Source organism: Aureimonas fodinaquatilis (assembly GCF_008369445.1).
Taxonomy (GTDB): domain Bacteria; phylum Pseudomonadota; class Alphaproteobacteria; order Rhizobiales; family Rhizobiaceae; genus Aureimonas; species Aureimonas fodinaquatilis.
This window is the reverse complement of the sequence record NZ_VTWH01000002.1, coordinates 1057047-1082724: the sequence shown is the minus strand read 5'-3', so window position 1 is coordinate 1082724 and position 25678 is coordinate 1057047. Positions and strand designations below refer to the sequence as shown.

Genomic DNA, 25678 nt, shown 5'->3' with positions numbered 1-25678 from the left:
AAGCTTGTCTTTCGCAATCCGCCTGCGGGCAGCCTTATGAAGGTTGATGCGAGGTGGCCAAACAGGTAGCGAAGAGAGAAAGGCGAAATTCCTTTCGCTGACGTTTCGATCCTTGGCAGTGAATTTATGATCCGCATTCTTCACACAGCAGACTGGCAGGTCGGCAAGCCGTTTGGCTCATTCGGCCCCGATCAGCGCGGCGAATTGCGGGCAGAGCGTTTTGCGGTGGTTGCGCGCATAGCCGCTTTGGCCAAGGCGCGCGGGTGTCATGCTGTTTTGGTGGCAGGCGACGCATTTGACGACAATACAATTTCCGATCGGGAAATCGTGCGCACATTGGAAGCGATGTCGGGCTTTTCAGGCCCGTGGATCTTGTTGCCCGGCAATCATGATTCCGCATTGGCCGTTTCTGTCTGGAGCCGCATTGCAGTGCTGACCAGCCAGCCGGGCAAATGGCCGCAGCTTATCATTGCGGACAAACCGGACATCATCGAATTGCAGGATGGCCAGGTTGCCGTTTTGCCCGCACCTTTGGTGCGCAGGCATGAGGTCAGTGATTTGACGCAGTGGTTTGACGATGCGCAAACCCGCCCAGGCGCCGTCCGCATCGGTCTGGCTCATGGCGCGGTTCTGGGTCGTCTGCCTGAAAAGGCTGAAAGTCTTAACCCTATCTCCGATACACGTGCCGTCTCGGCGCAGTTGGATTATCTGGCGTTGGGAGATTGGCACGGCTTTGTCGAAATTGCGCCACGCACGGTTTATTCCGGCACGCCGGAACCAGACCGTTACCCCGCCAATCGGCCAGGCCATGTCGTTATTGTGGAAATAGACGGGCCCGGTGCAACTCCTCGCATAGATGCTCAGGCAACCGGACGGTTTGTCTGGAAAAACATGGCGCTTTCACTCAACGGCGATATTGCGGTGCTGGACGATGCAATGGCGCAATTGCCGCAACCGGCAGATACGTTGATCAATCTTGCTTTGTCCGGCAGCGTCAATCTGCGCGAAAGGGTGGCATTGGAAGAGCGGTTGAAATACTGGCATTCGCGCCTTTTTGATCTGCGGGTCAAAGATGATGATCTTCTGGATGCCCCGGACGAGGACGATCTTGCCGGCATCGATGTCGCGGGCTTCGTGCGCGAGGCGATAGAGCTGCTGCGGGCAAAAGCCGCGGACCCTTCAGATCCTCAGCGCGAGGCGGCATCCATGGCGTTGCGCATGGCCTATGTTGAACATCGTCGGCTCGGCGGGTCCTGAAATGCAGCTTCTTTCTCTCTCCGTTCTGGGTTTCGGTGCGCTGGGCGATGTGACATTGCCGGAATTGCAACCGGGATTGAATGTCATCGCTGGCAGCAATGAAGCGGGCAAATCCACTTTGCTCACCGCGCTTCGGGCCGCATTTTTTCACCGGCACCGTTCCACCACCGGTGTGGTCAAGTCGTTTGCACCATACAATGGCACCGGGCGGCCGGAAGTAACGGTCGGGTTCTCGCTGGGTCAGCAGACCTATGTTCTGCGAAAGGCATTTTTGCAAAAGGCAGAGGCGGAGCTTTCCTGGAATGGCGGGTCCTTGCGGGGCGATGCCGTGGAAGACAAGCTGGCGGAGCTGCTGGGGTTCGCGCACCCGAAGAACACTGAGCCCAAACTTCTGGAACATCAGGGCACATTTGGCCTTTTGTGGGTGGAGCAGGGCCGCTCGCCACTGGGGTTGGATGTTGGCCTGGGTAAGAATGCGCTCACATCCTCGCTGGAAGGCGAGGTCGGACAAATTCTGGGCGGTGAGCGTGGGCGCGCAATACTTGGCGCAGCAAAGGCGCTTCAGGACAGGTTTTTTACCGCGGCACTACGGCAAAAGGCAGATTCGCCGCTGCGATTGGCGGAAGACGAACTGGCTGCCTTCAATGATGAACTGAAAGTCCTGCGAGAGCGACACAGCCTGTATGAGCAGCGTTTGGAGCGGCTGGAACAGCGCCGTCTAACGCTGGCTGGCTATAAGAAGAATGATCAGGAGCGCAAAGAGCGCGAGGCATTGGAGGCTGCACGACAGGCGGCGGATTCAATAGCACGCCTGCAGGATGGCGTTCGCGAGTCGGAATTTCACGCAAGCGCGGCGGAACTCGCCCTGAAACAGCATGTGGAAAGCCTGACGCAGCGGACGAAACTGCGTGAAGAGCTGGAGCAGGCAAAGCGAGCCTGGCAGGCCGCGTCGGATGCGCTGGCAGAGCTTCAGGAGAAGCATGGTCAGGCGACCGCAGACTGCGAGGCCAAAGATGCCGAAGTCAATTCGGCGCGCGACGTTGTGGATAAAGCCGAGCAGGCAGTAGAAGCTGCGCAGAACCGGCAACAACAGATCGCGCTGGAAAAGGACGTTGCATCGTTGCGCCAGCGCAGCAAGGATGCCGGCGCCATTGTTGAGCATCTGCAGGAGTTGAAACGGTCGGCAACCGCCCGGCCGGTCAATGCAGCAATGCTGAAGGAAATTGAACAGGCGTGGAGCGCGCTTCGGGAGGCGCAGATAAGAATGTCGGCCGCGGTGCCGATTGCGCAGTTTCTTCCGCAGGCCGGAAATGAAGTCCGTGACGAAGAAGGAGCCTTGGTCGCAATTGACGATGGGCTTCCGATTGGCAGGCAGCGCACATTCTTTCTGCAGGGCTTTGGTCAGCTTCTGATCCGCCCGGGTGGTGGAGCTGATGAACACTCGCGCAGGGCCGAAGCTGCCCGGCACGAATGGCAGGAACTGATTTTCAAAGCAGGTGTAGCAAGTGTTGAAGACGCCCGCCAACGCGTTCTGGATCAGGAAACGACCGCCCGAAGTCTGGCGGCGCGGCAAGCAGACCTGTTGCGGATCGCACCAGATGGCATTGATGCGCTGCGTCACGCATTGACAGTGGCAGAGGGTCAACTGGCAGCACTGCCCGTTTTGGAAGGACCGGCGGAGGACTGGCAAACTGTTCAGGATGCGCGCCGCAGCGCCCGCGAAAATTGGGCAAGCAAGGAAGCGGCGCGCGACGGCGCGCGCAGGAGTCTGAGCGGCTACAATGAAAAGCTGATCCGTGCAAAAGCGGACCATGAGCATCGCCTGGATATAAAGAGTGACCTGCAGCAAAGGCTGGAGCAATCACTTGCTGTCATGTCCGATGCAGAGCTTGAAAAAGCTGTTGCCTTGGCACAGCGGAACGAGCAGGAAAAACGGGCAATCCATCAGGCGCAATGTCGCGCGGTGGACAATGCAGATCCCGAAGCGAACCGGTTGGAATTGCAGCGGGCCGAGCGTGCGGTGGCGCAACTGGCTAAAACGCTGGATGATCTGCTTCGCGATATTCATTCGCTGGAAGGCGAATTGCGGGTGGAGGGGGCTTCGGCGCTGGGCGAAAGCATCACCCGGGTTGAAGGCGAAATCCAGACAGTGTGCGCCCGCATTGATCGCCTGCGACTCGAAGCAGAGGCCGCCAGACTGCTCCATTCCACTCTTCAGGATTGCCAGAAGGCTGCGAGAGACCATTGGCTGGCGCCGATCAAAAGCACGGTCACTCCTTATCTGCGCCTGATTCAGCCAGACAGTGCGCTGGATTTTAACGATCAGACACTTGAGATTCTCAGCCTGCATCGCGGTGGCGTTGAGGAAGACTTTCACAGGCTATCCGTTGGCGCGCGTGAGCAGATCGCGGTTGTAACGCGGCTGGCCATGGCGGAATTGCTGGTGAAGGCGGGCAATCCTGCATCAGTTATCCTGGACGATGCACTGGTGAACACGGATGAGGTGCGACTGGCCCGCATGCATCTGGCTTTGATGAAGGCTGCCCAGACCGTTCAGGTTATCATCCTCACCTGCCGTGAGCGCGATTTTGCGCCGCTGGGCGTGCCGATCCATCGCTTATGACGGCGCGCCAACGGATTTGCTATTTAAAGTAGTAGTTATTGCATTTCATACAATAATTTACCACGTGCGGTTGCGCGCGGACGTGTTTATGACAAGTTAATCCACAAAACCTGCGGTAGTAATGACTGGCTATGACTTCATGGTTGCATAGACCATGAGTAGTAAAATCGTGCCATCTGTACAACAAATCTTATATGAGCGCCGTCTGTTCGCTAATTTGCGCGCTTTATCCATTGTTGTAAAGGACATCAGATAATAGTTTAGAGGATGAAAGAAGGCGGGTACGAACCTGCCACTTTCAAGGGGATGGGGCAGGGAAGGCTGTCCTTCGGAAAAAGGCCCAACCCTACCTGTAAACTTGACTGGAGGTCAGGAAAATGAACATTAAGAGCCTTCTTCTCGGCTCCGCGGCAGTTCTCGTCGCAGTATCCGGTGCTCGCGCTGCTGATGCGGTTGTCATCGCTGAGCCCGAGCCAGCTGAATACGTTCGCGTTTGCGACGTTTACGGCGCAGGCTTTTACTATATGCCAGGCACAGAGACCTGCATTAAGATCGGCGGCTACGTCCGTTACCAGTACAACTTCAACGGCAATGCCAAGCTGGACACCGGCGCTGGCGATTTCGGTGGTGGTTACGACGCAGTATCACGCGTTCGCGGCCGTTTGAACTTCGATATTCGTGAAGAAACTGATCTGGGCACACTGCGCGGCTTCGTCCGTCTGCAGGCACAGAACACCAATGGATCAGATGCCAACTTCCAGATGACGCAGGCCTACCTGCAGCTGGCTGGCCTGACCGCTGGTTATTATGACTCGCTCTGGACTTCCGACATCGGCGGCGCAGACGATGGCTTGCTCACCGACACCGATCTGGCAGTTGGTGACGTAACGGCCAACGTTCTGTCCTACACCTATGCGGTTGACGGCATCACCGGCACGCTCAGCGTTGAAAACCCAGTTTTCACTGACACCGGCGAAGAATTCCCAGGTGGTCCTTCGGTTTCCGAAAACTCGATCGACGTTGTTGGCAAGGTTGCCTATAGCGGCGCTTGGGGCGGTGCATATGTTGCTGCCGTTTACGACGGTGAGGCTGACTATTACGGCGCACCTTCGGATCTGGGCGAAGGCACAGCATTCAAGGGCGGCCTCTGGGTCACGGATCTGCTGATGGCAGACTCAACCTTCAAGATCGAAGGCACTTACGCTCTCGACGAGACAGACTTTGCAACGGTTGACTCGGTTCTGGTTGGCGACGCTCTGCCGCTGCTGTGGACTGCGGGCGCTGGTTACAGCTTCGGCTTCGGCGACTTCTCGTTCGCCTTCGCTGGTCGTTATGGTCAGACATTCGACGACGTTCTGGTTGCTGGTGGCGATCCAATCGACGTTTACAACCTGGTTGGTAACATCGGCTACGACATCACCGACAATCTCGGCCTGTTGACGGAAATCTCCTACGAGCACCTGGACATTCCAGCTGTTGCAGGCTCCACCGTTGATGCGACCGAAGGCACGACTTCAGGCTTCGTTCGCTTGCAGCGCAGCTTCTAATTCTTCAGATTTATCTGAGGAGGGAAGGGCCCGGCATTGCCGGGCCCTTTGCATTTTCAGAGCCCCGTCGCTGTGCGGCGGGGTTTTTTGCATTCCGCTGGCCGCGGGATTAAACTATGCGCCTGCAGGGCAGGTTTCGCGAGCTGACAGACGATATCTGCCACTATCCTCCACTTTCAAAATCACGACACGGCGCGGGGGAATACGCCCGACGAAAGTCGATGGCAATTCACGATGGTCGCTGTCCGGAGTGCTTTCATCCGTCCAGACTCTTCAGAAAAGACCCGGCGCCGCGTGGATGGCAGGTCTGTTTCAGGTGCCAGGCATGGCCGTAAAACATTGGCTGACTAATAAATTGTCGGCTTAGGATTCGCTGCTTCGGCTAACTCCAAAGCGTTAATTTGCTGTTGTGAAGCGCAACTTCGAATGGAAATTTGGCGTGATTCTACCGATTCCTCTATCAATTGCACTCTATTTTTGGTTGTTTCCTGGGTATACGTCAGGTCGATGGAAGGCCCGGAAATGCCGGAAATGGGGCAAAATTTAACGGTTCGTTAAGATAAGCGTGGCGAATTCGCAACAGCACTGTGGCCAAGATACTTCATCGGCCGCAACTGGTGGTTTTAATGATTGCGTCGAAACCGCTGGTAGCTATTGTCGACCTCGAAAGCCGGCGGGGGGACGAACCTGCCACTTTCAAGGGGATGGGGCAGGGAAGGCTGTCCTTCGGAAAAAGGCCCAACCCTACCTGTAAACTTGACTGGAGGTCAGGAAATGAACATTAAGAGCCTTCTTCTCGGCTCCGCTGCGGCACTCGTTGCAGTTTCAGGCGCTCGCGCAGCTGACGCGATCGTAATCGTTGAACCAGAGCCAGTTGAATATGTTCGCGTTTGCGACGTATACGGCACCGGTTTCTACTACATCCCAGGCACAGAAACCTGCATCAAGACCAGCGGTTACGTCCGGTTCCAGTACAATGTTGCTGGCTCCCCTGCGACTAACCTCGAAGGCGATGACTACCAGGCTGGTTCCGCTGTTCGCGCTCGTTTGAACTTCGACGTTCGTGAAGAGACAGATCTGGGCACTCTGCGCGCTTACATCCGTCTTCAGGCCACCAATGGTCTGACTGCTGGTGACGGCATTGCAATGAACCAGGCTTACTTGCAGCTCGGCGGCTTCCTTGCTGGTTACCGCGACACAATGTGGTCGAACAACATCGGCGGCATCGAAGACGGTCTTCTGACCGACACCGATCTCGTCATTGGTGACTTCCGCACCAACCAGATTTCCTACACCTTTGCTTCGGGTGGCTTTGCAGCTTCGATCGGTCTTGAAGACGACCGTACAGGCGACATTGCTCCAGACGTTCATGGTAAGCTGGCTTACACCGGCGCATGGGGTGGTGCATACCTCTCGGCAGTTTACGACGAGACCTACAACTCAGGCGACATCAACCGCTACACCACTATTGGCGGCGTCTCCTACCTGTCGTACGGCTTCCCATACCTGCCAGCAATCGGCGTGGACGGAAGCAACGATGCGTTCGCTCTGAAGGCAGGCGTTCTCTTGAAGGATCTGCTGGTTGCAGATTCGCAGTTCAAGGTTGAAGGTCACTATGCATTCGACCCAACGGTCTATGCTACGATCGATGGCCTCGGCAATGCATTCTCGATCAGCTCTGCTGGCACGGGCACCATTGTCAACGCAACTCCAGGAGCCATTCCTTTGGTTCTCGAGTGGAGCGTCGGCGCTGGTTACACTCAGCAGTTCGGCAAGGTTAAGGCTGGTATCGCTGGTCAGATTGGTAAGACCTTTGACACAGCGTTCCTGACAGGCTTCCTGCCAACCGCTGTACCAGTCTACACAACGGCTACGGGTGACTACTACTCGATCGTTGGTAACCTGGGCTACGACCTGACCAAGAACCTGAACCTGTTGGCTGAAGTTCAGTACACCAACGTAGACTTCGGTCCTTCGGTTGGTGAAGTTGACCAGACCAAGGGCTTCCTGCGCATTCAGCGTAACTTCTAATCGGCTCTGTCGATTAACAGAAAAGGCCGATCCTCGGATCGGCCTTTTTTTGTGCCCCGTTGTTTCAGCGGGGCTTTTTTACGGATATGGTCTAAAGTTGTGAGTTCAGATCCCGACACTCTTGGCCGGGCTGAAGGCAAAAGATCATTTGCACATGCGGCTATGCAGTGGCGTCAGTGCCTTCTGAAGTCTCAGCTGAGCTCGCTTGAATTCGCGCGCGAAACCACATCACGACACGCTGACATTGGATTTTTGTTGAGCGAGTTACGGATGCGAAGCCGCTTCGTGCTTTGTTGAAGCGGCTTGTTCGTTGACGCAATTTCAGACGCAAAGCCGCTTCGCACATTTGCGGAAATTGCTTTTTTTGCTGGCGCAATTTCGGACGCAAAACCGCTTCGCACTTTCGCTGAAATTGCTTGGGTTAATTCCTTCCCGTGCGCAGATCTTTCTCGATTGAGAACCCTGCACCAAGCCTTATTTTATAAACCTGGTAATTCTCCATGACCCGCTGCACATAATTGCGCGTTTCCGTAAACGGAATCATCTCGATCCAGTCAACCACTTCGTCCAGCGGCTGGCCACGTGGGTCACCGAAGCGCTGGATCCATTCCCGTGCGCGCCGCGGCCCGGCATTGTAGGCCGCAAACGTCAGAACATACGATCCATCAAAACTGCTGATCTGATTGCCCAGATATTGCGAACCAAGTTGCGCATTATACGAAACATCCGAAAGCAGTTTTGCTTCCGAATATGGCAGACCCGCCTCCTTGGAAAGCGATTGCGCAGTCGCCGGCATAAGCTGCAAAAGCCCCAAAGCACCGACAGGCGATTTCGCCCGCGGGTTAAACGCACTTTCCTGCCGGGCAATGGCATAAGCCAGCGCTTTTCCTGAAGGTGAAATGCGCGCGCTATCGGGAATGACGCCGGTGGGAAACGCCAGTGCCGGTGCGTTGACACCGCGCGCATAGGCACGCTTGCCAACGTCAAGCGACAAAGCATGGTTGCCCCTGCGCTCAGCCAATCCGGCAAGCAGAGCCAGTTCGCCCGGGCTTTCCAGTTCTTCAGACAGTGAGCGATACAGTTGCGCCGCACGCCAGTCAGACCCGATTTCCTGCAAGCGCAGAATAGCCTTTACTGCGTTCCGGTTCTGGAACCTTTGGCGGTCGGAATTGCTCGGGCTCGGATAGCGAATATCTCCCGGCGTCTGCCTCAGACGCACGGCAGCGAGCTGCCCATAGAACGTTGCGCCATACTGTGCAGCCTGTGCAAAATATCGATTGGCATTGCCCGGGCCGCCCACCTCCGCGGCACGGCCCATCCAGTAATAGGCTCGCGATTGGGTCAATGGACGATTGGAAACCTGCGCAATCTTGGCAAAATGCGCGCCTGCGGTGCGTGGGTCGCCCAGAGCGCGCATGGCATACCAGCCCGCGTGAAACTCTGCCTCAACCCGGGAAACTATGCCAGACGCGGAATGCCGGGAAACAAGACGATAAGCTTCGGCTGCCTGCCCGCGTTCCAGGAGCATGCGGGAAACAATCCGCTGCTCGTTCCACCATTTATCACCATCCACCAGCAGAGCCGGGTCACGCGGCGCGCTCATCAGGATTTTTGCTGCTTCAACGGGCTGGTTTTTCTTGCGAAGATTCTCTGCCTGGGTGAAGAGGAAGCTTGGATCTGACCGCTGATTTGCGGGAACCCTGGCCAGAAGTTGATCGGCATCCGCCGCGCCGCGAATGGATGCTGCGCGCGCGCGATACAGTGTTTCAGAGTTCGCAAGCCCCGCCACCCGCTGGGCATCACTCACACGTCCGGCATAAAGCAGCATATCCATGCGGTATTTGTGATCCGCCTTGGTAAGCAACGTACCGAAATTGTTGAGAATTTGTGTTTCAAGCGATTGGTCCAGCCGCTCGTTGCGCCAGACAGAGACGATAATGCTCTTGGCCTTGCCTGCTTGCCCGGTCTGAATCAGGGCGCGTGCCAAAGCCATGTTGCCCTGCGGCGTCTGTGGCGCGCTGGAAGCAAATGTGTTCAGTATGTCAGTAGCGGGCCGGTCTTCACGATACAAGGCGCGCTCGGAATTTTCCCGCAGAGTTTGCATACCAGGCCAACCCTGCAACTCGCGCATTGCAGCTCCGATCTCGCTCGCTGGCACGTCGCTCCCGCCGCGAAGGGCAATTGCCCAGGTCAGAATCTGGTGGTCGAGTGAATCTGGCGCCATGCCCGCGCGTATTGCCCGCGCCGTCCGCATGTCATTGTGTGTGGCGTCAAGGCCGTCTTTCAGGCTTCCACGCACTGGGCGCACAGAGGCAGAGCGCGCTGGAGCGGCGATGGATGAGGTGAAGGCGTTGGCAGCGGGTGCCGCCGCCGCCGCAGGCGCTGCAGGTCGCGGGGCAAGTGCCGGCGCGGGAGATGGCACGGGTGCGGGCGCGCCGAATCGACTGTTGTCTATCGGCGCAGGTGGAACAGGAGCACCAGAGCGTAAAGTCGGCATGGGCCCGGCAGTGGGCAAAGCTGTCTGGGCGGCAGCACCAGCCACATAAATGCTGGCAAGCGCGGTTTGCACAACAAGCGAGCGGACACAGGATTTCAAGCTCATGGCACCCCTTATAAGTCGCCGCATCGAAAGGCGACTCGAACTGACACCAGATCCGCCTTGCTCATGGTCTGATTAAGGGCAGAATATGGCTTTTATAACAACTGGATAGGATGGCAGAGCCGATGTTCGGCGCAGACCCGCATCCCCATTGACTGCAAGCTTTGCATGGTAAGGTGAACAGACCGTAAAATTCTGCCGGTAGCAGGGCTGTAACATATGATCAGGAATGCTTGTTTCGCCCGTGATGGTTCATTAAGGTGCCGGAAATTCAATCGGGACGAGCGGGTCTGACCTCACTCTGTTCCCGGCAGGGGAAGAGAACATGTTCAAGGGTTCGATGACGGCACTCGTGACGCCGTTCAATGATGATGGCAGTCTGGATGAGGGCGGGTTTCGCTCTTTTGTTGATTGGCAGATCAAAGAGGGCAGTCACGGACTTGTGCCTGTTGGAACCACCGGAGAGAGCCCCACACTGACGCATGATGAGCACAAGCGGGTGGTTGAACTTTGTGTTTCAACGTCGGCCGGGCGCGTTCCTGTCATGGCTGGCGCCGGCTCAAACAATACGGAAGAGGCGATTGATCTTGCCCTGTTTGCGCAGAAGGCCGGTGCCGATGGTGTATTGGTGGTAACGCCTTATTACAACAAGCCAAATCAGCGCGGGCTGTATGCGCATTATGCTGCTATTGCACGTGCGGTTGATCTGCCGATTGTCATCTACAACATTCCGCCGCGTTCGGTCATTGACATGACGGTGGACACAATGGCCAAGCTTGCCAAGGATTTCCCCAACATTATCGGTGTCAAAGATGCAACGGCCAAGATCGACCGTGTGTCAGAGCAGCGCGGTGCAATTGGTCCTGAGTTTCTGCAGCTTTCCGGCGAGGATGCGACAGCACTGGGGTATAACGCGCATGGCGGCCACGGCTGCATCTCTGTTACCGCCAATGTAGCTCCCAGACTCTGCGCCGAGTTTCAAAACGCATCGCTTTCCGGTGATTTTGTCACCGCGCTGCAGTATCAGGACAGGCTGATGCCTTTGCATAAGGCCCTGTTTCTTGAACCCAACCCCGGCGGACCTAAATATGCCTTGTCGCGTCTGGGGCTGGTGCGCAACCGTTTGCGCTCGCCACTGGTCAGCATCGAGCCTGAAACCGAGCGGGCAATTGACGCGGCTTTGCTGCACGCAGGACTTATCAATTAAGACGGCAAGCGCAACCGCCGTCATTGAAATGGAATAACATGGCCGAGGGCAAGGGAACGAAGTCAAATATTGTGGCGGAAAACCGCAAGGCGCGTTTCCATTACGAGATTGTCGATACGCTGGAAGCGGGCATGGTGCTGACTGGCACAGAGGTGAAGTCGCTGCGTGAAGGGCGTGCGACAATCGCCGAGTCCTATGCGACGGAAGAGGGCGGGGAAATCTGGCTCATCAATTCCTTTGTACCGGAATATCTGCAGGCCAACCGTTTCAACCACGCACCCAAAAGGCGTCGCAAACTGCTCGTGCACAAAAAGCAGTTGAACCGTCTGGCCGGCGCGGTGCAGCGGGACGGAATGACGCTGGTACCGTTGAAAATCTATTTCAATGAATCCGGTATGGCCAAACTTGAGCTTGCAGTGGCGAAGGGCAAGAACGCACCGGACAAGCGTGAAACGATCAAGGAACGCGACTGGAACCGCCAGAAGCAGCGTGTCATGAAAGAGGCAGGCCGCGATTGAAATTGCGGCGTCTGGCCATTTGGCGGCCTATGGCTGACGGTCCAGCTCGGCACGCACCGCAGCGAACACGCTAACAAACATCTCCTCCGTCAAACGGCCAGTGTTCGTGTTGTATCGCGAGCAGTGGTAGCTCGAAAATATGGAATAGCCTGCAATCCGGTTCACGCCGCCATGTGAAAATGGCGCTTGCGCTATGCGTCCGCCCAGCGCGCGTATGGCTGAATCATGGCCGATACGGCCCAGGGTCACAATGCAGCTCAGTTTCGGAAGCGCTGTAAAGACTGGCGTTAAAAACTGCCGGCAATTGTTGATCTCGGGCCCGGTCGGTTTGTTCTCGGGTGGTACGCAGCGAACAGAGTTGGCAATACCCGCCTCCAGCAGTTCAAGACTGTCATCCGGTCGCGCTTCATAAGTCCCGGTGGCAAATCCGAATTTCTTCATGGTCGAATAAAGAAGATCGCCGGCATAATCGCCGGTGAAGGGGCGTCCGGTACGGTTGGCTCCTCGAAGGCCTGGAGCCAGACCGACAATCAGCAACCGGACATTGGCCACTCCGCCGCGTGGCAGAAAAACCGGCACGGGTCCATTGAACCAGCTTGGCTCGCGCGCTTGCCATTCATGCCGAAAAGCCGCCAGACGCGGGCAAATCGGGCAATCTCTTGCCGGGCTTGCTGCGTCTGGAAGCTGTAATTCTGTCAACGGCACGGCGTCGGCTCAGCCGATGTCCTGTTCGTCGTCAAGGTCACCCTCAGCTTCCGAACGACGCGTGAGTCGAGATTCACGCTCTGCCGGATTGCGGCCAATTTCATTGCGCAAATGGTATAGGTCAATGAAGTGGTCGGCATGACGGCGCAAATCATCCGATACCATTGGTGGCTGCGAAACCAGTGTGGAAACGACAGAAACCTTGCGGCCCTTGCGCTGCAATGCGGCCACCAGCGAGCGGAAATCGCCGTCGCCGGAGAACAGCACGAAATGGTCAACCGTTTCAACGAGTTCCATGGCGTTGAGCGCTAGCTCAATATCCATGTTGCCTTTGATTTTGCGGCGGCCGGAAGCATCTGTAAACTCACGCGCAGGCTTGGTGACGACTTTGTAGCCATTGTAATCCAGCCAGTCGACCAGCGGGCGAATGGACGAATATTCCTGATCTTCCACAAGGGCTGTGTAGTAGTAAGCGCGAAGCAGATAGCCGCGCTTCTGAAAAGCAAGCAGAAGCTTCTTGTAGTCAATGTCGAAGCCAAGATTGCGTGAGGTTGCATAGAGATTTGCACCATCAATGAAGAGGGCAATTTTCTCGCGGGAGTCAAATACGTGCATAACACCGTCGTCTTCGTGCATAACACCTTCTTCATGAAAATGTTTAGTTGAAATCATATGCAGTTGTCGATCGTCGCGTAACGACCGAACAAGGCCATAAAAAGACGATAACTTGCCATAAAATAATTGCAATAGCTCATAGCGCCATAACAGCCGCGGGGAAAGGTATTTGAGTCTAAACTTTCGCGCTGCACTTGTATTGCGGTCCGGCAACGGCTAAAGGGTGCGCTTCAATTCTATAATTTGCAACCAGGAGACAGGCATGGCCCGCGTCACCGTAGAAGATTGCGTCGATAAGGTTGAAAACCGTTTCGAGCTTGTGCTGCTTGCCAGCCACAGGGCGCGCCAGATTTCACAGGGGCAGCCGATCACGGTTGACCGCGACAATGATAAGAACCCGGTTGTCGCCCTGCGGGAGATTGCCGACGAAACCTTGTCACCCGGCGATCTCAAGGAAGATTTGATTCACTCTCTGCAAAAGCATGTGGAAGTGGATGAGCCGGAGCCACAGGCTCCGCCAGCCAGCAGCGCGCCCAGAGCGGCCATTGCTTTGGAAGATGAGGTCGAAAACATTACGTTTGACCGCATGTCCGAAGAAGATCTGCTGTCCGGTATTGAAGGCTTGATCCCGCCGGAAAAAAGCGACGACTATTAAACGCAGTAACCTTTCGCCGGCTGCCTGTTAAAAGGGGCTTCCGGGAGAGGGGGCATTGAATCTATATGGAAGGACGCACAGGTTTATCCGGTGCGTCCTTTTTATTTTACAGTCAAGGTACAATACCTGCCATGATGCGCCAGTATGAGCTCGTCGAACGCGTAGCGGCTTACAAGCCCGATCTCGACGAAGGGCTTTTGAACCGTGCCTATGTCTACGCCATGCAGAAGCATGGGTCGCAGAAGCGGGCGAGCGGTGATCCCTATTTTTCCCATCCTCTGGAAGTGGCGGCGATTCTCACCGATCTGCATCTGGACGAAGCCACAATAGCGGTGGCGCTGCTCCACGATACCATCGAGGACACGGATGCGACACGCAAAGAAATTGACCAGCTTTTCGGCTCGAAAATCGGACAGCTTGTCGAGGGGCTGACAAAGCTTAAACGGCTTGAGCTTGTTTCCAAAAAAGCCGAACAGGCGGAAAATCTGCGCAAGCTGCTCCTGGCCATTGCAGATGACATTCGCGTCCTGCTGGTCAAGCTGGCTGATCGGCTGCACAATATGCGCACAATCGGGGTCATGCGCCCCGAAAAGCGTGAGCGGATCGCGCAGGAAACAATGGATATCTATGCCCCGCTGGCCGGGCGCATGGGTATGCAGGACATGCGTGAAGAGCTTGAAAATCTGTCTTTCAAGCACATCAACCTGGAAGCTTATGAAACGGTTACAGCACGGTTGCTGGAACTTAAAGAAAAGCATGCCGGAACAATTAACGAGATTGAGGCAACGCTTTCAGAGAAATTGAAGGAAAACGGCATTGAAGCCGGTGTTTCCGGACGTCAGAAGAAACCCTATTCGGTTTTCTCCAAAATGCAGCGCAAAGCTCTGTCTCTTGAGCAATTGTCGGATATTTTCGGGTTTCGGGTGTTGGTTGACACGGAGGAAGACTGCTACCGAACACTTGGTATAGTTCACCGCACCTGGCCGATGGTGCCGGGGCGGTTCAAGGATTATATCTCGATCCCAAAGCAGAATGGCTATCGATCCCTGCACACCACAATTGTCGGCCCATCGCGCCAACGTGTGGAACTGCAGATCAGAACCCGGGCCATGCACGAGGTGGCGGAATACGGTATTGCCGCGCACGAGCTTTACAAGGATGGCGTGGACGGCGACGAGCGCGATGCGCGGCTCAGCACCGAATCCAGTGCCTATGCCTGGCTGCGGCGCACAATCGAACTGCTGAATGAGGGCGATACGCCGGAAGAGTTTCTGGAAAACACCCGGCTGGAACTGTTTCAGGATCAGGTTTTCTGCTTCACGCCAAAAGGGCGTTTGATTGCATTGCCGCGCGGCGCCACTCCGATCGACTTTGCCTATGCTGTCCACACGGATGTGGGCGATACGTGCGTCGGTTGCAAAATTGATGGTCGGATCATGCCGCTGGTGACTGAACTGGCCAACGGCGATGAGGTGGAAATCATCCGATCCAAGGCGGCAACGCCGCCGCAGGCGTGGGAAACAATTGCGATCACCGGCAAAGCGCGTGCGGCTATACGGCGGGCAACCCGTATGGCAATTCGCAAGCAATATTCCGGTCTGGGCCAGCAAATACTGGAACGCAGCTTCCAGCGTGCCGGCAAAACCTTTTCGAAGGATGGGCTGCGTCCATATCTGAACAAACTGGGGCACAAGGAAATTGAAGACGCTCTGGCGGCGGTTGGCCGGGGGGAGATTGCCTCTGCCGATGTCCTGCGGGCGGTTCATCCGGATTTTCAGGATACACGCGCGGCCAAACCGGGCACAAAATCGGATGGAGATGGCTGGTTCAATTTGCGCAGCGCCACGGGTATGATTTTCCGTATTCCTGGCAAAGGCACGGACGAACCCGACGCAGAGGGGGCCGCAGTGCCCATTCGCGGTGTTGCAGAAGATATGCCGGTGCTGTTTGGTCCTGACGGGGCTGTCCCGGGCGACAGGATTATCGGCATTGTCGAGCCGGGGCGCGGCATCACCATCTACCCGATCCAGTCACCGGCCCTTGCCGCATTTGAAGATGAGCCGGAGCGGTGGGTGGATATTCGCTGGGATCTGGATACGGAAATGTCGATGCGCTTTCCGGCACGGGTGCGAATTTCAGCTATGAACGAGCCGGGCGCTCTGGCGGAAATTGCGGAAACGACAGCCTTGAATGACGCGAATATCAGCCGGCTGACAACGATTTCAAGCGAGTCCGATATCGCGGTTATGCTGATCGATCTTGAGGTATGGAATCTTCAGCATCTCAATCGCACGTTGAGCCAATTGCGGGCAAGAACTTGCGTAACGGATGCAGTGCGTGTGAACGGTTGAAAAATGGCAAAACAGGGGTGCGCGGAGCGTGGATAATTCGCAGGTCATAGATATTTTTCGTCAGGCGGGAGCCTATCTGGAAGGTCATTTCATTTTGACATCCGGCCTTCGCAGCCCGATTTTTCTGCAAAAAGCCAGGGTGTTCATGCACCCTGATCTGACGGAAAAACTGTGCAAGGCACTGGCGCAGAAAATTCGCGATGTGGTGCCAGGCCAGATCGACTATGTTGTCGGCCCTGCAGTTGGCGGCTTGATACCGGCCTATGAAACCTCGCGGCATATTGGCGCTCCGGCAATCTATGTAGAGCGGGAAAACGGCAAGTTCCGGCTGCGGCGCTTTGATGTGGAAAAAGGCGCACGAGTGGTCATCGTGGAAGATATTGTTACAACGGGCCTTTCTATTCGTGAGACAATTCAGTGCCTTGATGATATCGGAGTGGAGGTTGTTGCTGCTGCGTGCATCATTGATCGGTCGGCCGGCAAGAGCGATGTTGGCGTACCGCTGATTGCGCTGGCCGAATATGAGGTCCCGGCCTATCCGGCAGACAAACTGCCGCCGGAATTGGCGGCCATACCGCCGGTCAAGCCGGGCAGCCGGTCGCTGTAAGGATCGTTTGCGTTATGTTGTTCCGACGCCGTAAACCAGAGGGTCTGTTGGCCAAAGTGCGGCTGTATTTGTGGCCGCGCCGGTCATGGCGGCGTTCGTTCACCTATATTCGCAAACGCGTGCTGCGGCTTCGCGCTACACCGCATGCCATTGCGGCAGGCTTTGCAGCTGGTGTTTTTGCGGCGTTCAGCCCGTTCATCGGCGGGCATATTCTCATCGCTCTGGTGCTTGCCTATTGCATTTCCGGCAACATGGCTGCGGCCATCATCGGCACCACGGTTGCCAATCCGTTGACATTGCCGGTCATCTGGGCCGGAACTTATGAACTGGGCCATATCCTGCTGCCATCCCGGTCCGCCGGCCAGATCGGCGTCGGCGGCATCGGCAAGGCACTGGCCAGCATGGACATTGCTGCCATATGGCGACCTTACCTGGCGCCTATGCTGCTTGGATCTCTGCTTCTGGGTGCATTGGCGGCAGTTCTTGTCTACAGCTGTCTTTACCCGGCAGTCAGGGGCTATCAACACAGGCGTTTGCACCCATGATCCTAGGTCTAGGCAGTGATCTGATTGACATTCGCAGGGTTGAAACGGTGCTGGACCGGCATGGCAGCCGGTTTGAGGAACGGGTGTTCACAGAAATTGAGCGGGCCAAATCCAATGGCCGGAAAGAGCGGGCCGCATCCTATGCCAAGCGGTTTGCTGCCAAAGAGGCTTGTTCCAAGGCCTTGGGCACCGGGCTGGCGCGCGGGGTGTACTGGCGCGACATGGGCGTGGTGAATTTGCCGGGAGGCAAGCCCACCATGCGTTTGACAGGCGGGGCATTGGCGCGGCTGCAAGCCATGGTGCCGGCTGGAATGCAGGCTGTGATTCACCTGACAATCACCGATGATTTTCCACTGGCGCAGGCTTTCGTCATCATTGAAGCAAGGCCGTCAGACTGACACTGGCAACCGGAAAAGATTGCTCAACAGAGCGCAAGACTTTAAAGCAAGTCAGAACACCATAGCGCTTCGCAGTTTTGCTGGAATCTCATTAAGGATATCAAATGGTTGAACGTGCCGCAAAAAAGTCATCGGCAGGCTTTGGCGAAATGATCGTTGCAATTTTGCAAGCGGTTGCGCTGGCTTTGGTCATCCGGACTTTGCTTTTTCAGCCGTTTTCCATTCCCTCAGGCTCCATGATGCCGACGCTTCTGGTCGGTGACTATGTGCTGGTGACAAAGTGGAGCTACGGCTACACCAAATATTCCCTGCCGCTGTCTCCCAACCTGTTTGAAGGGCGGATCTGGGCTTCAGAGCCAGAACGGGGCGACGTTCTGGTTTTCCGCAAACCCAGCGAAACCGATGTGGACTTCATCAAACGGCTGATTGGTCTGCCAGGCGACAGGGTGCAGATGCGCGATGGTGTGCTGTACATCAATGGCACCGCAGTGCCGCGTGAGCCTGAAGGGTTCTTTGTCGAAGGCAATGGCGTTCAGGTGCCGCAGTATCGTGAAACATTGCCGAACGGCGTAACCTATCTGACGTTGGATAAAGCCAACACCATGGCTGATAATACGCGGGAATTTGTGGTTCCAGCCGGTCATTACTTCATGATGGGTGACAATCGCGACAATTCCGACGACAGCCGCGGCAGCGTTGGCTATGTGCCGTTTGAAAATCTCATTGGCAAGGCGCAGTTGATCTTCTTCTCGATAGACGGAGACTGGGCGTTGAAGTTCTGGAAGTGGCCAGAGGAACTGCGGCTGAACCGCTTCTTCACATGGATCAGATGAAACACCAAACCTCTCTGCCCAAGCTTGAAAAACTGCTGGGCGTCACCTTTACCGACCGCGAAAGACTGGCGCTGGCATTAACCCATTCCAGTCTTCAGCAGGGGCGTGACGCTGCCAATTATGAACGGCTGGAATTTCTGGGTGACAGGGTTCTGGGCATGGCAGTGGCCGAAAGGCTGTTTGCGCTCTATCCCGATGCCGATGAAGGCGAATTGTCCGTGCGGCTCAATATGCTGGTTTCAGCGGAAACCTGCGCTCTGGTGGCGGATGAAATAGACCTTGCTCGGTTCATTCGCTTCGGTGTTGACCTGAAAAACCTGGCTGATGCGAGAACGCGCAGTATTCGAGCCGATGTGGTTGAAGCATTGATTGCGGCGGTTTATCTTGACCACGGCTATGAAGTGGCGCGAGATTTTATTTTGCGGCACTGGGAGCACAGGTTGCACTCCGCGGCTTCGGCGCGCCGAGACCCGAAAACAGAATTGCAGGAATGGGCGCACCGGGCTACCGGCGCCGCTCCGTCATATGAGTTGCTGGAGCGCAGCGGGCCGGATCATGAACCGGTGTTTACAGTGCGCGCCTCAGTAAAAGGTTTTGCGGCCGAAACCGGTAAGGGCCGTTCAAAGCGCCAGGCTGAAACAGAGGCCGCCAGCCGCATCCTGTTGCGGGAAGGCGTCTGGAAATCCAATTGAATGAAAGAGCACAGATCTTGATCGACGAACCCGTTGCCCCATCAGAGCCCCAGGCCGAATATGACACACGTTCAGGCTTTGTTGCGCTGATTGGTGCGCCGAATGCTGGCAAATCCACGCTGGTCAACCAGCTGGTGGGTACCAAGGTCTCCATTGTAACGCACAAGGTGCAAACCACGCGGGCGCTGGTGCGCGGCATTGCCATTGAAGGCAAAACGCAAATTGTGTTTGTGGATACGCCGGGCGTTTTTCAGCCGAAGCGCCGGCTGGACCGGGCCATGGTGCGCACCGCGTGGAGCGGCGCGCGTGATGCCGATCTGGTTCTGGCAATTATCGATGCCGAACGCGGAATTTCCGACGAGGTGAGCACGATTCTGGAGCGGTTGAAGGACACACGTCAGCCGGTCATTCTGCTTTTGAACAAGGTGGACAGAGTTCAGCGTGAAAAACTTCTGGCGCTGACCCAGGAAATTACCGCGCGTGTGGAATTTGATGCCGTGTTCATGATTTCGGCGCTGACGGGTTCCGGTTGCGGCGATCTGATGAAATATCTGGCCAATCGGCTGGAGCCGGGGCCATGGTACTACCCGGAAGACCAGATTTCGGATTTGCCGCTGCGTCAGCTTGCGGCGGAAATCACCCGTGAAAAGCTGTTTCTCCGGCTGCATCAGGAACTGCCCTATGCATCCACTGTAGAAACAGAGCAGTGGCAGCAGCGGCCGGATGGCTCTGTGCGCATCGAACAGACAATCTATGTGGAACGCGACAGCCAGAAGGCGATTGTGCTGGGCCACAAGGGCGAAACGATCAAGGCAATCGGGCAGGCCGCCCGCAAGGAAATTTCAGAAGCAGCGGAACAGAAAGTCCATTTGTTCCTGTTTGTGAAGGTGCGGGAAAACTGGGGCGATGACCCGGAGCGCTACCGTGAAATGGGGCTGGATTATTCATCCTGAGACGTGCTGGCGAAGTGCTGAACTGTCCAATCGACGCAAGGCGATGATATGGAGTGGCGGGAAGAGGCCATAGTTCTGGGAATACGCCGCCACGGTGAAACCAGCGTGGTTGCCGAACTGATGACCCGCTCACGCGGGCGCCATCTTGGGCTTGTTCAGGGCGGGCGCTCCCGTGCTCAAAGGCCGGTTCTGCAGCCCGGCAATCTGGTGGAAGCGCGCTGGCGTGCCCGCCTGGACGAACATCTGGGAAGTCTGACGGTAGAGCCAGTTCAACTGCGCTCTGCCGGCCTGATGGAAAGCGCCATTGCACTGCATGCTGTGCAGCTTCTGGCAGCGCACATTCGTCTTCTGCCAGAGCGAGACCCGCATGAAAGGCTGTATGACGCCTGCCAGGCCATCCTGTCGCAACTGCAGGCATGTGAGGCGGTTCTTCGCCCGCAGTCCGCCAGTGCCGACCATGTGGAAGAGGCAGCCTTGATCGGGCATATGATGCTGCGGTTTGAATTGGCTTTGCTGGAAGAGATGGGCATCGGGCTGGATCTTGAAGTGTGCGCTCTCTCTGGCGCGACGACGGGTCTTTCCTATGTTTCACCCAAGACTGGCCGCGCTGTCACTGCGGCGGCTGGTGCGCCCTGGGCAGACAAATTGCTGCCGTTGCCGGCGTTCCTTGTCCAGGACAGTGGCTGTACAGTTGTGGAGCTGCAGTCTGGCTATGCTTTGACCGGGCATTTCCTGATGCGCAACATCTGGGAACCGCGCGGGATCAATCCGCCGGATTCGCGCTATGGGTTTCTCTCAGCCCTGGTGCGCTATCTGGAAGTCAGGATGGCAGGCCCGGCTGCGAATGCACAGCCGCATCCAGTTGATGGAACCGCTGCATGAACATCTGTTCCACTGCTCTGGCAGATTTTGGTTCGAAGAACGTCTCTGGAATTGCCAATGGCGGTTTTTTACAGAACAGGCTGGAGGCTTCCGGAACGGTAAACCCGGCAAGCAGGGTCGCCTCATAGAAAGCCGATATGCGATCAGCCTTTTTTATGCTGCGGGAAACGGGTGCAGGCAAAGTTGCAGGCAGGCCGAAACGCAAATGAATGGCTTTCTGCAAACGGTTTTCGACCGATTTGTAATCATCGCCCAAGACAGATTTAAAGGGTGAGATCATGTCGCCGATAACATATTCCGGTCCATCGTGCAGCAGAGCGGCAACGCCCCAGCGCGGATCTGGAGTTTCCGTTGCCATAATCCACTCAACAACCAGCGAGTGCTGCGCAACGGAATAAGCATGCTCGCCACGTGTCTGGCCGTTCCAACGTGCAACGCGAGCGAGACCGTGGGCAATATCTTCAACCTCGATGTCCAGAGGAGAAGGGTCTATAAGGTCCAGCCTGCGACCGGACAGCATTCTTTGCCAGACTCGGCGCTGGCTGGTTCTGGTCTGGCTCATTCAGGCTCTCCCGGCTGTGGTAGACCATAGCCCGCCCAAGCCGGAATTTCCGCCTCCACTGCAACTCCGTCCACCACTATCTCCTGACCTGCACTCAAGGCATCCGCCAGCCGGTCAATGCGCACAATGGCCATGGCAACGGTTTCACAGGCCGCAAGCACAGTACCGATGGCCTTGGCTCCACTTTCGACATTGGCGCCTTCAGTGATGTGGGATTGTGCACGCAACACCATGATACGGCGGCGGGCGGTGGCGCGGTGCTGCATGCGCGACACAACCTCCTGACCAATGAAGCAGCCTTTTTTGAACGACACGCCGCCATTCTGGTCCAGCAGCACATCGTGAGGAAACACATCGGCGGCTGGAAAATCAGCCTCTGCCTCAGCAACCCCCGAACCTATGCGCAATGCGCGAAACTCCTTCGTGGCGTGGCCCGCTTGTGCTGCTGCCGCGCCATAGGCCCGGTAAACCTGTTTGTCGGGGAAGCGTTTGTCTGCCAGCCATTGCGGGCGGGTTTCCTCCTCCCAGAATGTGGCCACAGCCTCGTCCGAAACGAGAATCGTCACTTGTGCGCGCAATTTGTACATGGTGAGGCGCTTGGTCAAAGCGTCAACCGCTGCCTTCGCAAGGTCAATCCGAAGACCGGCATCCACACGGCTTATGAGGAAATCAAACAGGATTTTCCCCTGCGGGCTCAGCAATGCTGCGGGCCGGGCCTCATCGGGCGCAAGGTCCGACAACTCCGCAGTCACAAGGTTCTGCAGGAAGGGCAGGGCGTCCGCGCCCGTCAGGTGAAGTGTGGCTCTGTCTGAAAGTAAGGCTGAGGGCATGACAATATCCGTAGAGGTGACCACATTGATATGATCTGCACGAGCCGGTTGTGCAACCATGCAGCAATCCTGTATCGCGATACAGGCATTCACAACGGGAAAAAGCTATGACGTTCGACAGGGTTTTGAAGGGCGGCGTTGTCGTCAACCATGATGGTGCGGCTGTCCGCGATCTTGGTATCAATAATGGCCGTATAGCCCATATTGGTTCCATAGATGCGGCAGAGGCCGGAGAGGTGGTAGACTGCACGGGTCTGCACATTCTTCCCGGTGTAATAGACAGTCAGGTGCATTTTCGCGAGCCGGGCCCAAGCCACAAGGAAGATCTCGAGTCAGGTTCCCGTGCTGCGGTGCTGGGCGGCGTAACCACTGTTTTTGAAATGCCGAATACCGATCCGCTGACCACCAGCGAGGCTGCGCTGGCGGATAAGGTCCAGCGTGGCCACCACCGCATGCACAGTGATTTCGCGTTCTGGGTGGGCGGAACGCGCGAAAATGCCAGAGATGTGGCCGAACTTGAAAGATTGCCGGGAGCGGCGGGTATCAAGGTCTTCATGGGTTCATCCACCGGCAGTCTGCTGGTTGAGGATGATGAGGGTGTCACCGAAATTCTCAGCAACACGCGCCGCCGCGCAGCTTTCCACTCAGAGGATGAGTATCGCTTGCGCAGCAGGTTGGGCGAAAGGGTCGAAGGCGATCCGGCATCACACCCGATCTGGCGTGATGTGGAAGCAGCCTTGTTGTGCACGCAAAGGTTGGTGCGGATAGCCGAGGCGACTGGCGCGCGCATTCATGTGCTCCATATTTCCACGGCGGAAGAAATTGATTTCCTCGCCGCCCACAAGGAGAATGCAACCTGTGAAGCGACACCCCATCATCTGACAATGACAGACGCCGACTATGCCACATTGGGCACATTGTTGCAGATGAACCCGCCTGTGCGCAGCGCGCGCCATCAGCAGGGTGTCTGGAAAGGTATTGAACAAGGGATCATTGATGTGCTGGGTTCAGATCATGCTCCGCACACGCTGGAAGAAAAGGCCAAGTCCTATCCGGCATCACCTTCCGGCATGACCGGTGTTCAAACTCTGGTTCCAATCATGCTGGATCACGTCGCCAATGGCCGCTTGTCACTGCAAAGATTTGTCGATCTGACGTCCGCCGGACCGCAGAGGATTTTCGGTTTGGCTGGCAAGGGTCGGATCGCTGTGGGCTATGATGCGGACCTGACCATTGTCGACCTGAAGCGGCGCGAAACCATCCGCAATTCCTGGATAGGCTCAAAATCGCAATGGACACCCTATGATGGCAAGCAGGTGACCGGCTGGCCAGTGGGCACCTTTGTGCGCGGAAATAAGGTCATGTGGGAAGGCGAACTGGTGGAGAGCGCTCGCGGCGAGGTGGCACGCTTTGGTGAGGCGTTGAAGCGCCGATAATCTGCCAGCGCAGCGCCTCGGTTGATCTTGCATTGACCTGAGGCGTTGCAAATCTCTGCCAGGTGATTTTCTCATGCAGTTGAAACGTCCGTTTCAACAGGAAATGCAGGAGTTTTTGCTTGTCGCATTGTCCTGTTGTTGAAACGTTCGTTTCAACCGGAAATGCTAGTCCGCCATGAGGAAAAATTCAAAGCGACCTTCGGGTGAAATGCCAACCCGGTAAAAATCATAAGAGCCGTTTTCCAGCATGCGTTGATAGTCGCCCGCGGTGACAAGCTCAAACAGCTCAACCAGTCGGCGACTATCCAGCTTGTCCAATGGAACCTGAACAAAATACGGCCATACGAAAATTTCGCTGTCTTTTCCTTCATCCAGCTGAACATAGCCGCTCTGCAGAACTTCCAGCAAAATCGCCATCAGTTCCACGCCATCGCTATCCCCGGAACTATCCTGCAGAAATTCAATAGGGTCGCCTTCAAGCGGTATGACTGAAAGGGCAGTGGCTTGTTCGCCGGTCTGAAGATAAGGCCGTAACGCTTCAACATCGCCGTTTTTTGCGATTTCAATCAAACGGCGGCGCAAATCCCGAACAGGGTCGGGCAATCCTGCTTCTTCATATCGAACCCGCAATGGCGGTTCGGCAGATGCCGGACTGTCGTCTACATAGGGGCGGCCCTGCGGTCGCTCCTCGTCAGAAATTGATCCATCTGGGAAATGCGCCGGACCGCCAGGCGCAGCGGGTGGAAGGTCCTCGGCAGGCGGTTCAGGGGCAACAGGCGCGTCATCAAAATCGCGCTGGGTGGCACCGCCCGGTATTGGCACCCGGTCTTGCAGCGGCGGCAGCGGGACGGAAATAATCCCTTCTCTGCCGCGAAAAACCCCATCCTCCGGCGCAATCTGTGAAAAGGCAGAGGCCTGCGTGGACAAGCTGATTGCAGCCATAACGGATAGCAGGCAACCAGCGACCAGACGGCCGGCCCGCAGACTGGCCAGATCAAACAAGGGGCGGCGTTTACTGAAGATTTCGATCTCCGCGAAATTCACCATGCTCTATCCGAACGCGCAGATTGTCCATCAATTCAAGAACCTCGGCTTCGCCATGGCGGCGCACCAGTTCGGTCAATGCGGTCGCAATAGCGGTTTCAGCCAGAATTTCGGCCTCAATGCCATCTGAAATGCCATCGGCCCATGCTTCGCTGTGATACTCGAAAGCAACCTGCTTTTTTTCAGCCGCGATCATTTCATCGAGTTCGGTGCCATGCGGATCGATCATGAACCAACTCTCCTGCGTTTCGAATTCAATGTCTTCATCAGACTGTTAAACCCGTAACCGAACCAAATGAAAAGGGGTTGGGGCGATGAACATGATGTTAACGTTAAATTAGACAGTTTTTGTGTCAGGATCGCATGACTCAATTGCCAAAGCGCGAGGCAATTTGGCCTGAAAGCACCGCGCCTTCTTCAAGGTAACGCTGCATCGCCACCTCTGCGGCTGGCGTGCAGCTTCGGTAGGAAGCTTCAAATCCACGATAGCCATTGTTGAATCGCGCTGTCAAAATGCGGCGCTCGGCCTCCGAGGGTTTTTGTGCGGCCATCAGTTCGTTCATGCGGTCGCGCCACTGGTTGGCATCATCCGCGCCGCACAGCTTTCGTAAATAATGCAATGAACCCAGAATGGTGGCCAACCGGCCCAACGGCTTCATGTAGGCGGCCTGCGCGGGTGGTAAGTCCTGGGCGTGCACCGGCGCAGCAGCCACAGACAGCGCAAGGCCTAAAAGCAGAATCCGGAGGGGTCTGGTAACGCGAAACAGCATGGTGCAGGTTTGCCCGGC

Annotated in this window: 24 protein-coding genes; 16 read left to right on the top strand and 8 right to left on the bottom strand. The window is 56.3% G+C overall.

The window, feature by feature from the left end; all coding sequences use genetic code 11:
• The first annotated feature begins 126 nt into the window (after positions 1-126).
• The 4 genes from FPY71_RS11390 (at position 127) to FPY71_RS11375 (ending at position 7458) form a co-directional block, all read left to right on the top strand.
• On the top strand, positions 127-1257 hold the full coding sequence (locus FPY71_RS11390; RefSeq protein ID WP_149300353.1) for a metallophosphoesterase family protein: 1131 nt from the start codon (positions 127-129) through the stop codon (positions 1255-1257).
• Positions 1226-3880, top strand: coding sequence for an AAA family ATPase (locus FPY71_RS11385; RefSeq protein ID WP_149300352.1), 2655 nt, complete (start codon positions 1226-1228; stop codon positions 3878-3880). Before FPY71_RS11390 ends, FPY71_RS11385 begins: the two co-directional genes overlap by 32 nt.
• 377 nt (positions 3881-4257) lie before the next feature.
• A complete protein-coding gene (locus FPY71_RS11380; protein ID WP_149300351.1) occupies positions 4258-5427 on the top strand; it encodes a porin in 1170 nt (389 codons plus the stop codon).
• A gap of 774 nt (positions 5428-6201) precedes the next feature.
• Complete coding sequence (locus FPY71_RS11375; RefSeq protein ID WP_149300350.1) at positions 6202-7458, top strand: porin; 1257 nt, start codon at positions 6202-6204, stop codon at positions 7456-7458.
• A 421-nt stretch (positions 7459-7879) separates the two neighbouring features.
• Here the strand turns inward: FPY71_RS11375 and FPY71_RS11365 are convergent, their stop codons facing one another.
• Positions 7880-10060 (bottom strand): lytic transglycosylase domain-containing protein, encoded by a 2181-nt coding sequence (locus FPY71_RS11365; protein ID WP_149300348.1) that lies wholly within the window; start codon positions 10058-10060, stop codon positions 7880-7882.
• Between the two features lie 322 nt (positions 10061-10382).
• On the opposite strand from FPY71_RS11365, the gene dapA reads away from it, so the two are divergent.
• Both dapA and smpB read left to right on the top strand, forming a co-directional pair.
• A complete protein-coding gene (dapA, locus tag FPY71_RS11360; RefSeq protein ID WP_149300347.1) occupies positions 10383-11264 on the top strand; it encodes a 4-hydroxy-tetrahydrodipicolinate synthase in 882 nt (293 codons plus the stop codon).
• Positions 11265-11302: 38 nt separating this feature from the next.
• The gene (gene smpB / locus FPY71_RS11355) at positions 11303-11782 is read left to right on the top strand and encodes an SsrA-binding protein SmpB (protein ID WP_149300346.1); all 480 of its coding nucleotides are present in this window, start codon (positions 11303-11305) and stop codon (positions 11780-11782) included.
• Positions 11783-11809: 27 nt separating this feature from the next.
• On the opposite strand, the gene FPY71_RS11350 is transcribed toward smpB, so the two are convergent.
• Both FPY71_RS11350 and FPY71_RS11345 read right to left on the bottom strand, forming a co-directional pair.
• Positions 11810-12487 carry a uracil-DNA glycosylase gene (locus tag FPY71_RS11350; RefSeq protein ID WP_246160364.1) on the bottom strand — a complete coding sequence of 226 codons (678 nt, stop codon included), beginning with the start codon at positions 12485-12487 and terminating at the stop codon, positions 11810-11812.
• A 9-nt stretch (positions 12488-12496) separates the two neighbouring features.
• Positions 12497-13123 (bottom strand): LabA-like NYN domain-containing protein, encoded by a 627-nt coding sequence (locus tag FPY71_RS11345; protein ID WP_246160361.1) that lies wholly within the window; start codon positions 13121-13123, stop codon positions 12497-12499.
• 241 nt (positions 13124-13364) lie between these two features.
• Here FPY71_RS11345 and rpoZ point away from each other — a divergent pair, with 241 nt between their 5' ends.
• The 9 genes from rpoZ to recO all read left to right on the top strand — a co-directional run bounded on the left by rpoZ (position 13365) and on the right by recO (position 21018).
• On the top strand, positions 13365-13757 hold the full coding sequence (gene rpoZ / locus FPY71_RS11340; RefSeq protein WP_149300345.1) for a DNA-directed RNA polymerase subunit omega: 393 nt from the start codon (positions 13365-13367) through the stop codon (positions 13755-13757).
• Between the two features lie 131 nt (positions 13758-13888).
• Positions 13889-16108 carry a RelA/SpoT family protein gene (locus FPY71_RS11335; protein ID WP_149300344.1) on the top strand — a complete coding sequence of 740 codons (2220 nt, stop codon included), beginning with the start codon at positions 13889-13891 and terminating at the stop codon, positions 16106-16108.
• 28 nt (positions 16109-16136) lie between these two features.
• Entirely contained in the window at positions 16137-16715 is a 579-nt protein-coding gene (pyrE, locus tag FPY71_RS11330; RefSeq protein ID WP_149300343.1) for an orotate phosphoribosyltransferase, read from the top strand.
• A gap of 14 nt (positions 16716-16729) precedes the next feature.
• Positions 16730-17260 carry a DUF2062 domain-containing protein gene (locus FPY71_RS11325; RefSeq protein WP_149300342.1) on the top strand — a complete coding sequence of 177 codons (531 nt, stop codon included), beginning with the start codon at positions 16730-16732 and terminating at the stop codon, positions 17258-17260.
• Positions 17257-17658, top strand: coding sequence for a holo-ACP synthase (gene acpS / locus FPY71_RS11320; RefSeq protein WP_149300341.1), 402 nt, complete (start codon positions 17257-17259; stop codon positions 17656-17658). Before FPY71_RS11325 ends, acpS begins: the two co-directional genes overlap by 4 nt.
• A 104-nt stretch (positions 17659-17762) precedes the next feature.
• Positions 17763-18491 (top strand): signal peptidase I, encoded by a 729-nt coding sequence (gene lepB / locus FPY71_RS11315; protein WP_149300340.1) that lies wholly within the window; start codon positions 17763-17765, stop codon positions 18489-18491.
• The gene (gene rnc / locus FPY71_RS11310; RefSeq protein ID WP_149300339.1) at positions 18479-19183 is read left to right on the top strand and encodes a ribonuclease III; all 705 of its coding nucleotides are present in this window, start codon (positions 18479-18481) and stop codon (positions 19181-19183) included. Before lepB ends, rnc begins: the two co-directional genes overlap by 13 nt.
• 20 nt (positions 19184-19203) lie before the next feature.
• On the top strand, positions 19204-20136 hold the full coding sequence (gene era, locus FPY71_RS11305; protein WP_149300588.1) for a GTPase Era: 933 nt from the start codon (positions 19204-19206) through the stop codon (positions 20134-20136).
• A 48-nt stretch (positions 20137-20184) separates the two neighbouring features.
• Positions 20185-21018, top strand: a complete 834-nt coding sequence (gene recO / locus FPY71_RS11300) for a DNA repair protein RecO (RefSeq protein WP_149300338.1) — start codon at positions 20185-20187, stop codon at positions 21016-21018.
• On the opposite strand, the gene FPY71_RS11295 is transcribed toward recO, so the two are convergent.
• Together FPY71_RS11295 and ygfZ are read right to left on the bottom strand one after the other, a co-directional pair.
• On the bottom strand, positions 20957-21580 hold the full coding sequence (locus FPY71_RS11295; protein ID WP_149300337.1) for an HD domain-containing protein: 624 nt from the start codon (positions 21578-21580) through the stop codon (positions 20957-20959). The genes recO and FPY71_RS11295 overlap by 62 nt on opposite strands.
• Positions 21577-22470, bottom strand: a complete 894-nt coding sequence (gene ygfZ, locus FPY71_RS11290; protein WP_246160359.1) for a CAF17-like 4Fe-4S cluster assembly/insertion protein YgfZ — start codon at positions 22468-22470, stop codon at positions 21577-21579. The genes FPY71_RS11295 and ygfZ overlap by 4 nt, the downstream gene beginning before the upstream one ends.
• 47 nt (positions 22471-22517) lie before the next feature.
• Between ygfZ and FPY71_RS11285 the strand changes: the two genes are divergently transcribed.
• On the top strand, positions 22518-23846 hold the full coding sequence (locus tag FPY71_RS11285) for a dihydroorotase (protein ID WP_149300336.1): 1329 nt from the start codon (positions 22518-22520) through the stop codon (positions 23844-23846).
• 165 nt (positions 23847-24011) lie between these two features.
• Here the strand turns inward: FPY71_RS11285 and FPY71_RS11280 are convergent, their stop codons facing one another.
• The 3 genes from FPY71_RS11280 to FPY71_RS11270 all read right to left on the bottom strand — a co-directional run bounded on the left by FPY71_RS11280 (position 24012) and on the right by FPY71_RS11270 (position 25660).
• On the bottom strand, positions 24012-24893 hold the full coding sequence (locus FPY71_RS11280) for a hypothetical protein (RefSeq protein ID WP_149300335.1): 882 nt from the start codon (positions 24891-24893) through the stop codon (positions 24012-24014).
• Positions 24859-25119, bottom strand: coding sequence for an FHIPEP family type III secretion protein (locus tag FPY71_RS11275; RefSeq protein WP_149300334.1), 261 nt, complete (start codon positions 25117-25119; stop codon positions 24859-24861). The genes FPY71_RS11280 and FPY71_RS11275 overlap by 35 nt, the downstream gene beginning before the upstream one ends.
• A 139-nt stretch (positions 25120-25258) precedes the next feature.
• Positions 25259-25660, bottom strand: a complete 402-nt coding sequence (locus FPY71_RS11270) for a TIGR02301 family protein (RefSeq protein ID WP_149300333.1) — start codon at positions 25658-25660, stop codon at positions 25259-25261.
• Positions 25661-25678 lie beyond the last annotated feature (18 nt).

Coding starts and splice junctions, on each gene's coding strand:
- FPY71_RS11285 (WP_149300336.1), top strand. CDS start 22,518: ATGACGTTCGACAGGGTTTTGAAGGGCGGCGTTGTCGTCAACCATGAT.
- rpoZ (WP_149300345.1), top strand. CDS start 13,365: ATGGCCCGCGTCACCGTAGAAGATTGCGTCGATAAGGTTGAAAACCGT.
- FPY71_RS11280 (WP_149300335.1), bottom strand. CDS start 24,893: ATGGTGAATTTCGCGGAGATCGAAATCTTCAGTAAACGCCGCCCCTTG.
- FPY71_RS11375 (WP_149300350.1), top strand. CDS start 6,202: ATGAACATTAAGAGCCTTCTTCTCGGCTCCGCTGCGGCACTCGTTGCA.
- FPY71_RS11295 (WP_149300337.1), bottom strand. CDS start 21,580: ATGAGCCAGACCAGAACCAGCCAGCGCCGAGTCTGGCAAAGAATGCTG.
- acpS (WP_149300341.1), top strand. CDS start 17,257: ATGATCCTAGGTCTAGGCAGTGATCTGATTGACATTCGCAGGGTTGAA.
- lepB (WP_149300340.1), top strand. CDS start 17,763: ATGGTTGAACGTGCCGCAAAAAAGTCATCGGCAGGCTTTGGCGAAATG.
- FPY71_RS11335 (WP_149300344.1), top strand. CDS start 13,889: ATGATGCGCCAGTATGAGCTCGTCGAACGCGTAGCGGCTTACAAGCCC.
- recO (WP_149300338.1), top strand. CDS start 20,185: ATGGAGTGGCGGGAAGAGGCCATAGTTCTGGGAATACGCCGCCACGGT.
- FPY71_RS11345 (WP_246160361.1), bottom strand. CDS start 13,123: ATGCACGAAGACGACGGTGTTATGCACGTATTTGACTCCCGCGAGAAA.
- FPY71_RS11365 (WP_149300348.1), bottom strand. CDS start 10,060: ATGAGCTTGAAATCCTGTGTCCGCTCGCTTGTTGTGCAAACCGCGCTT.
- FPY71_RS11380 (WP_149300351.1), top strand. CDS start 4,258: ATGAACATTAAGAGCCTTCTTCTCGGCTCCGCGGCAGTTCTCGTCGCA.
- FPY71_RS11385 (WP_149300352.1), top strand. CDS start 1,226: ATGTTGAACATCGTCGGCTCGGCGGGTCCTGAAATGCAGCTTCTTTCT.
- FPY71_RS11270 (WP_149300333.1), bottom strand. CDS start 25,660: ATGCTGTTTCGCGTTACCAGACCCCTCCGGATTCTGCTTTTAGGCCTT.
- FPY71_RS11325 (WP_149300342.1), top strand. CDS start 16,730: ATGTTGTTCCGACGCCGTAAACCAGAGGGTCTGTTGGCCAAAGTGCGG.
- smpB (WP_149300346.1), top strand. CDS start 11,303: ATGGCCGAGGGCAAGGGAACGAAGTCAAATATTGTGGCGGAAAACCGC.
- rnc (WP_149300339.1), top strand. CDS start 18,479: ATGGATCAGATGAAACACCAAACCTCTCTGCCCAAGCTTGAAAAACTG.
- FPY71_RS11275 (WP_149300334.1), bottom strand. CDS start 25,119: ATGATCGATCCGCATGGCACCGAACTCGATGAAATGATCGCGGCTGAA.
- FPY71_RS11390 (WP_149300353.1), top strand. CDS start 127: ATGATCCGCATTCTTCACACAGCAGACTGGCAGGTCGGCAAGCCGTTT.
- ygfZ (WP_246160359.1), bottom strand. CDS start 22,470: ATGGTTGCACAACCGGCTCGTGCAGATCATATCAATGTGGTCACCTCT.
- dapA (WP_149300347.1), top strand. CDS start 10,383: ATGTTCAAGGGTTCGATGACGGCACTCGTGACGCCGTTCAATGATGAT.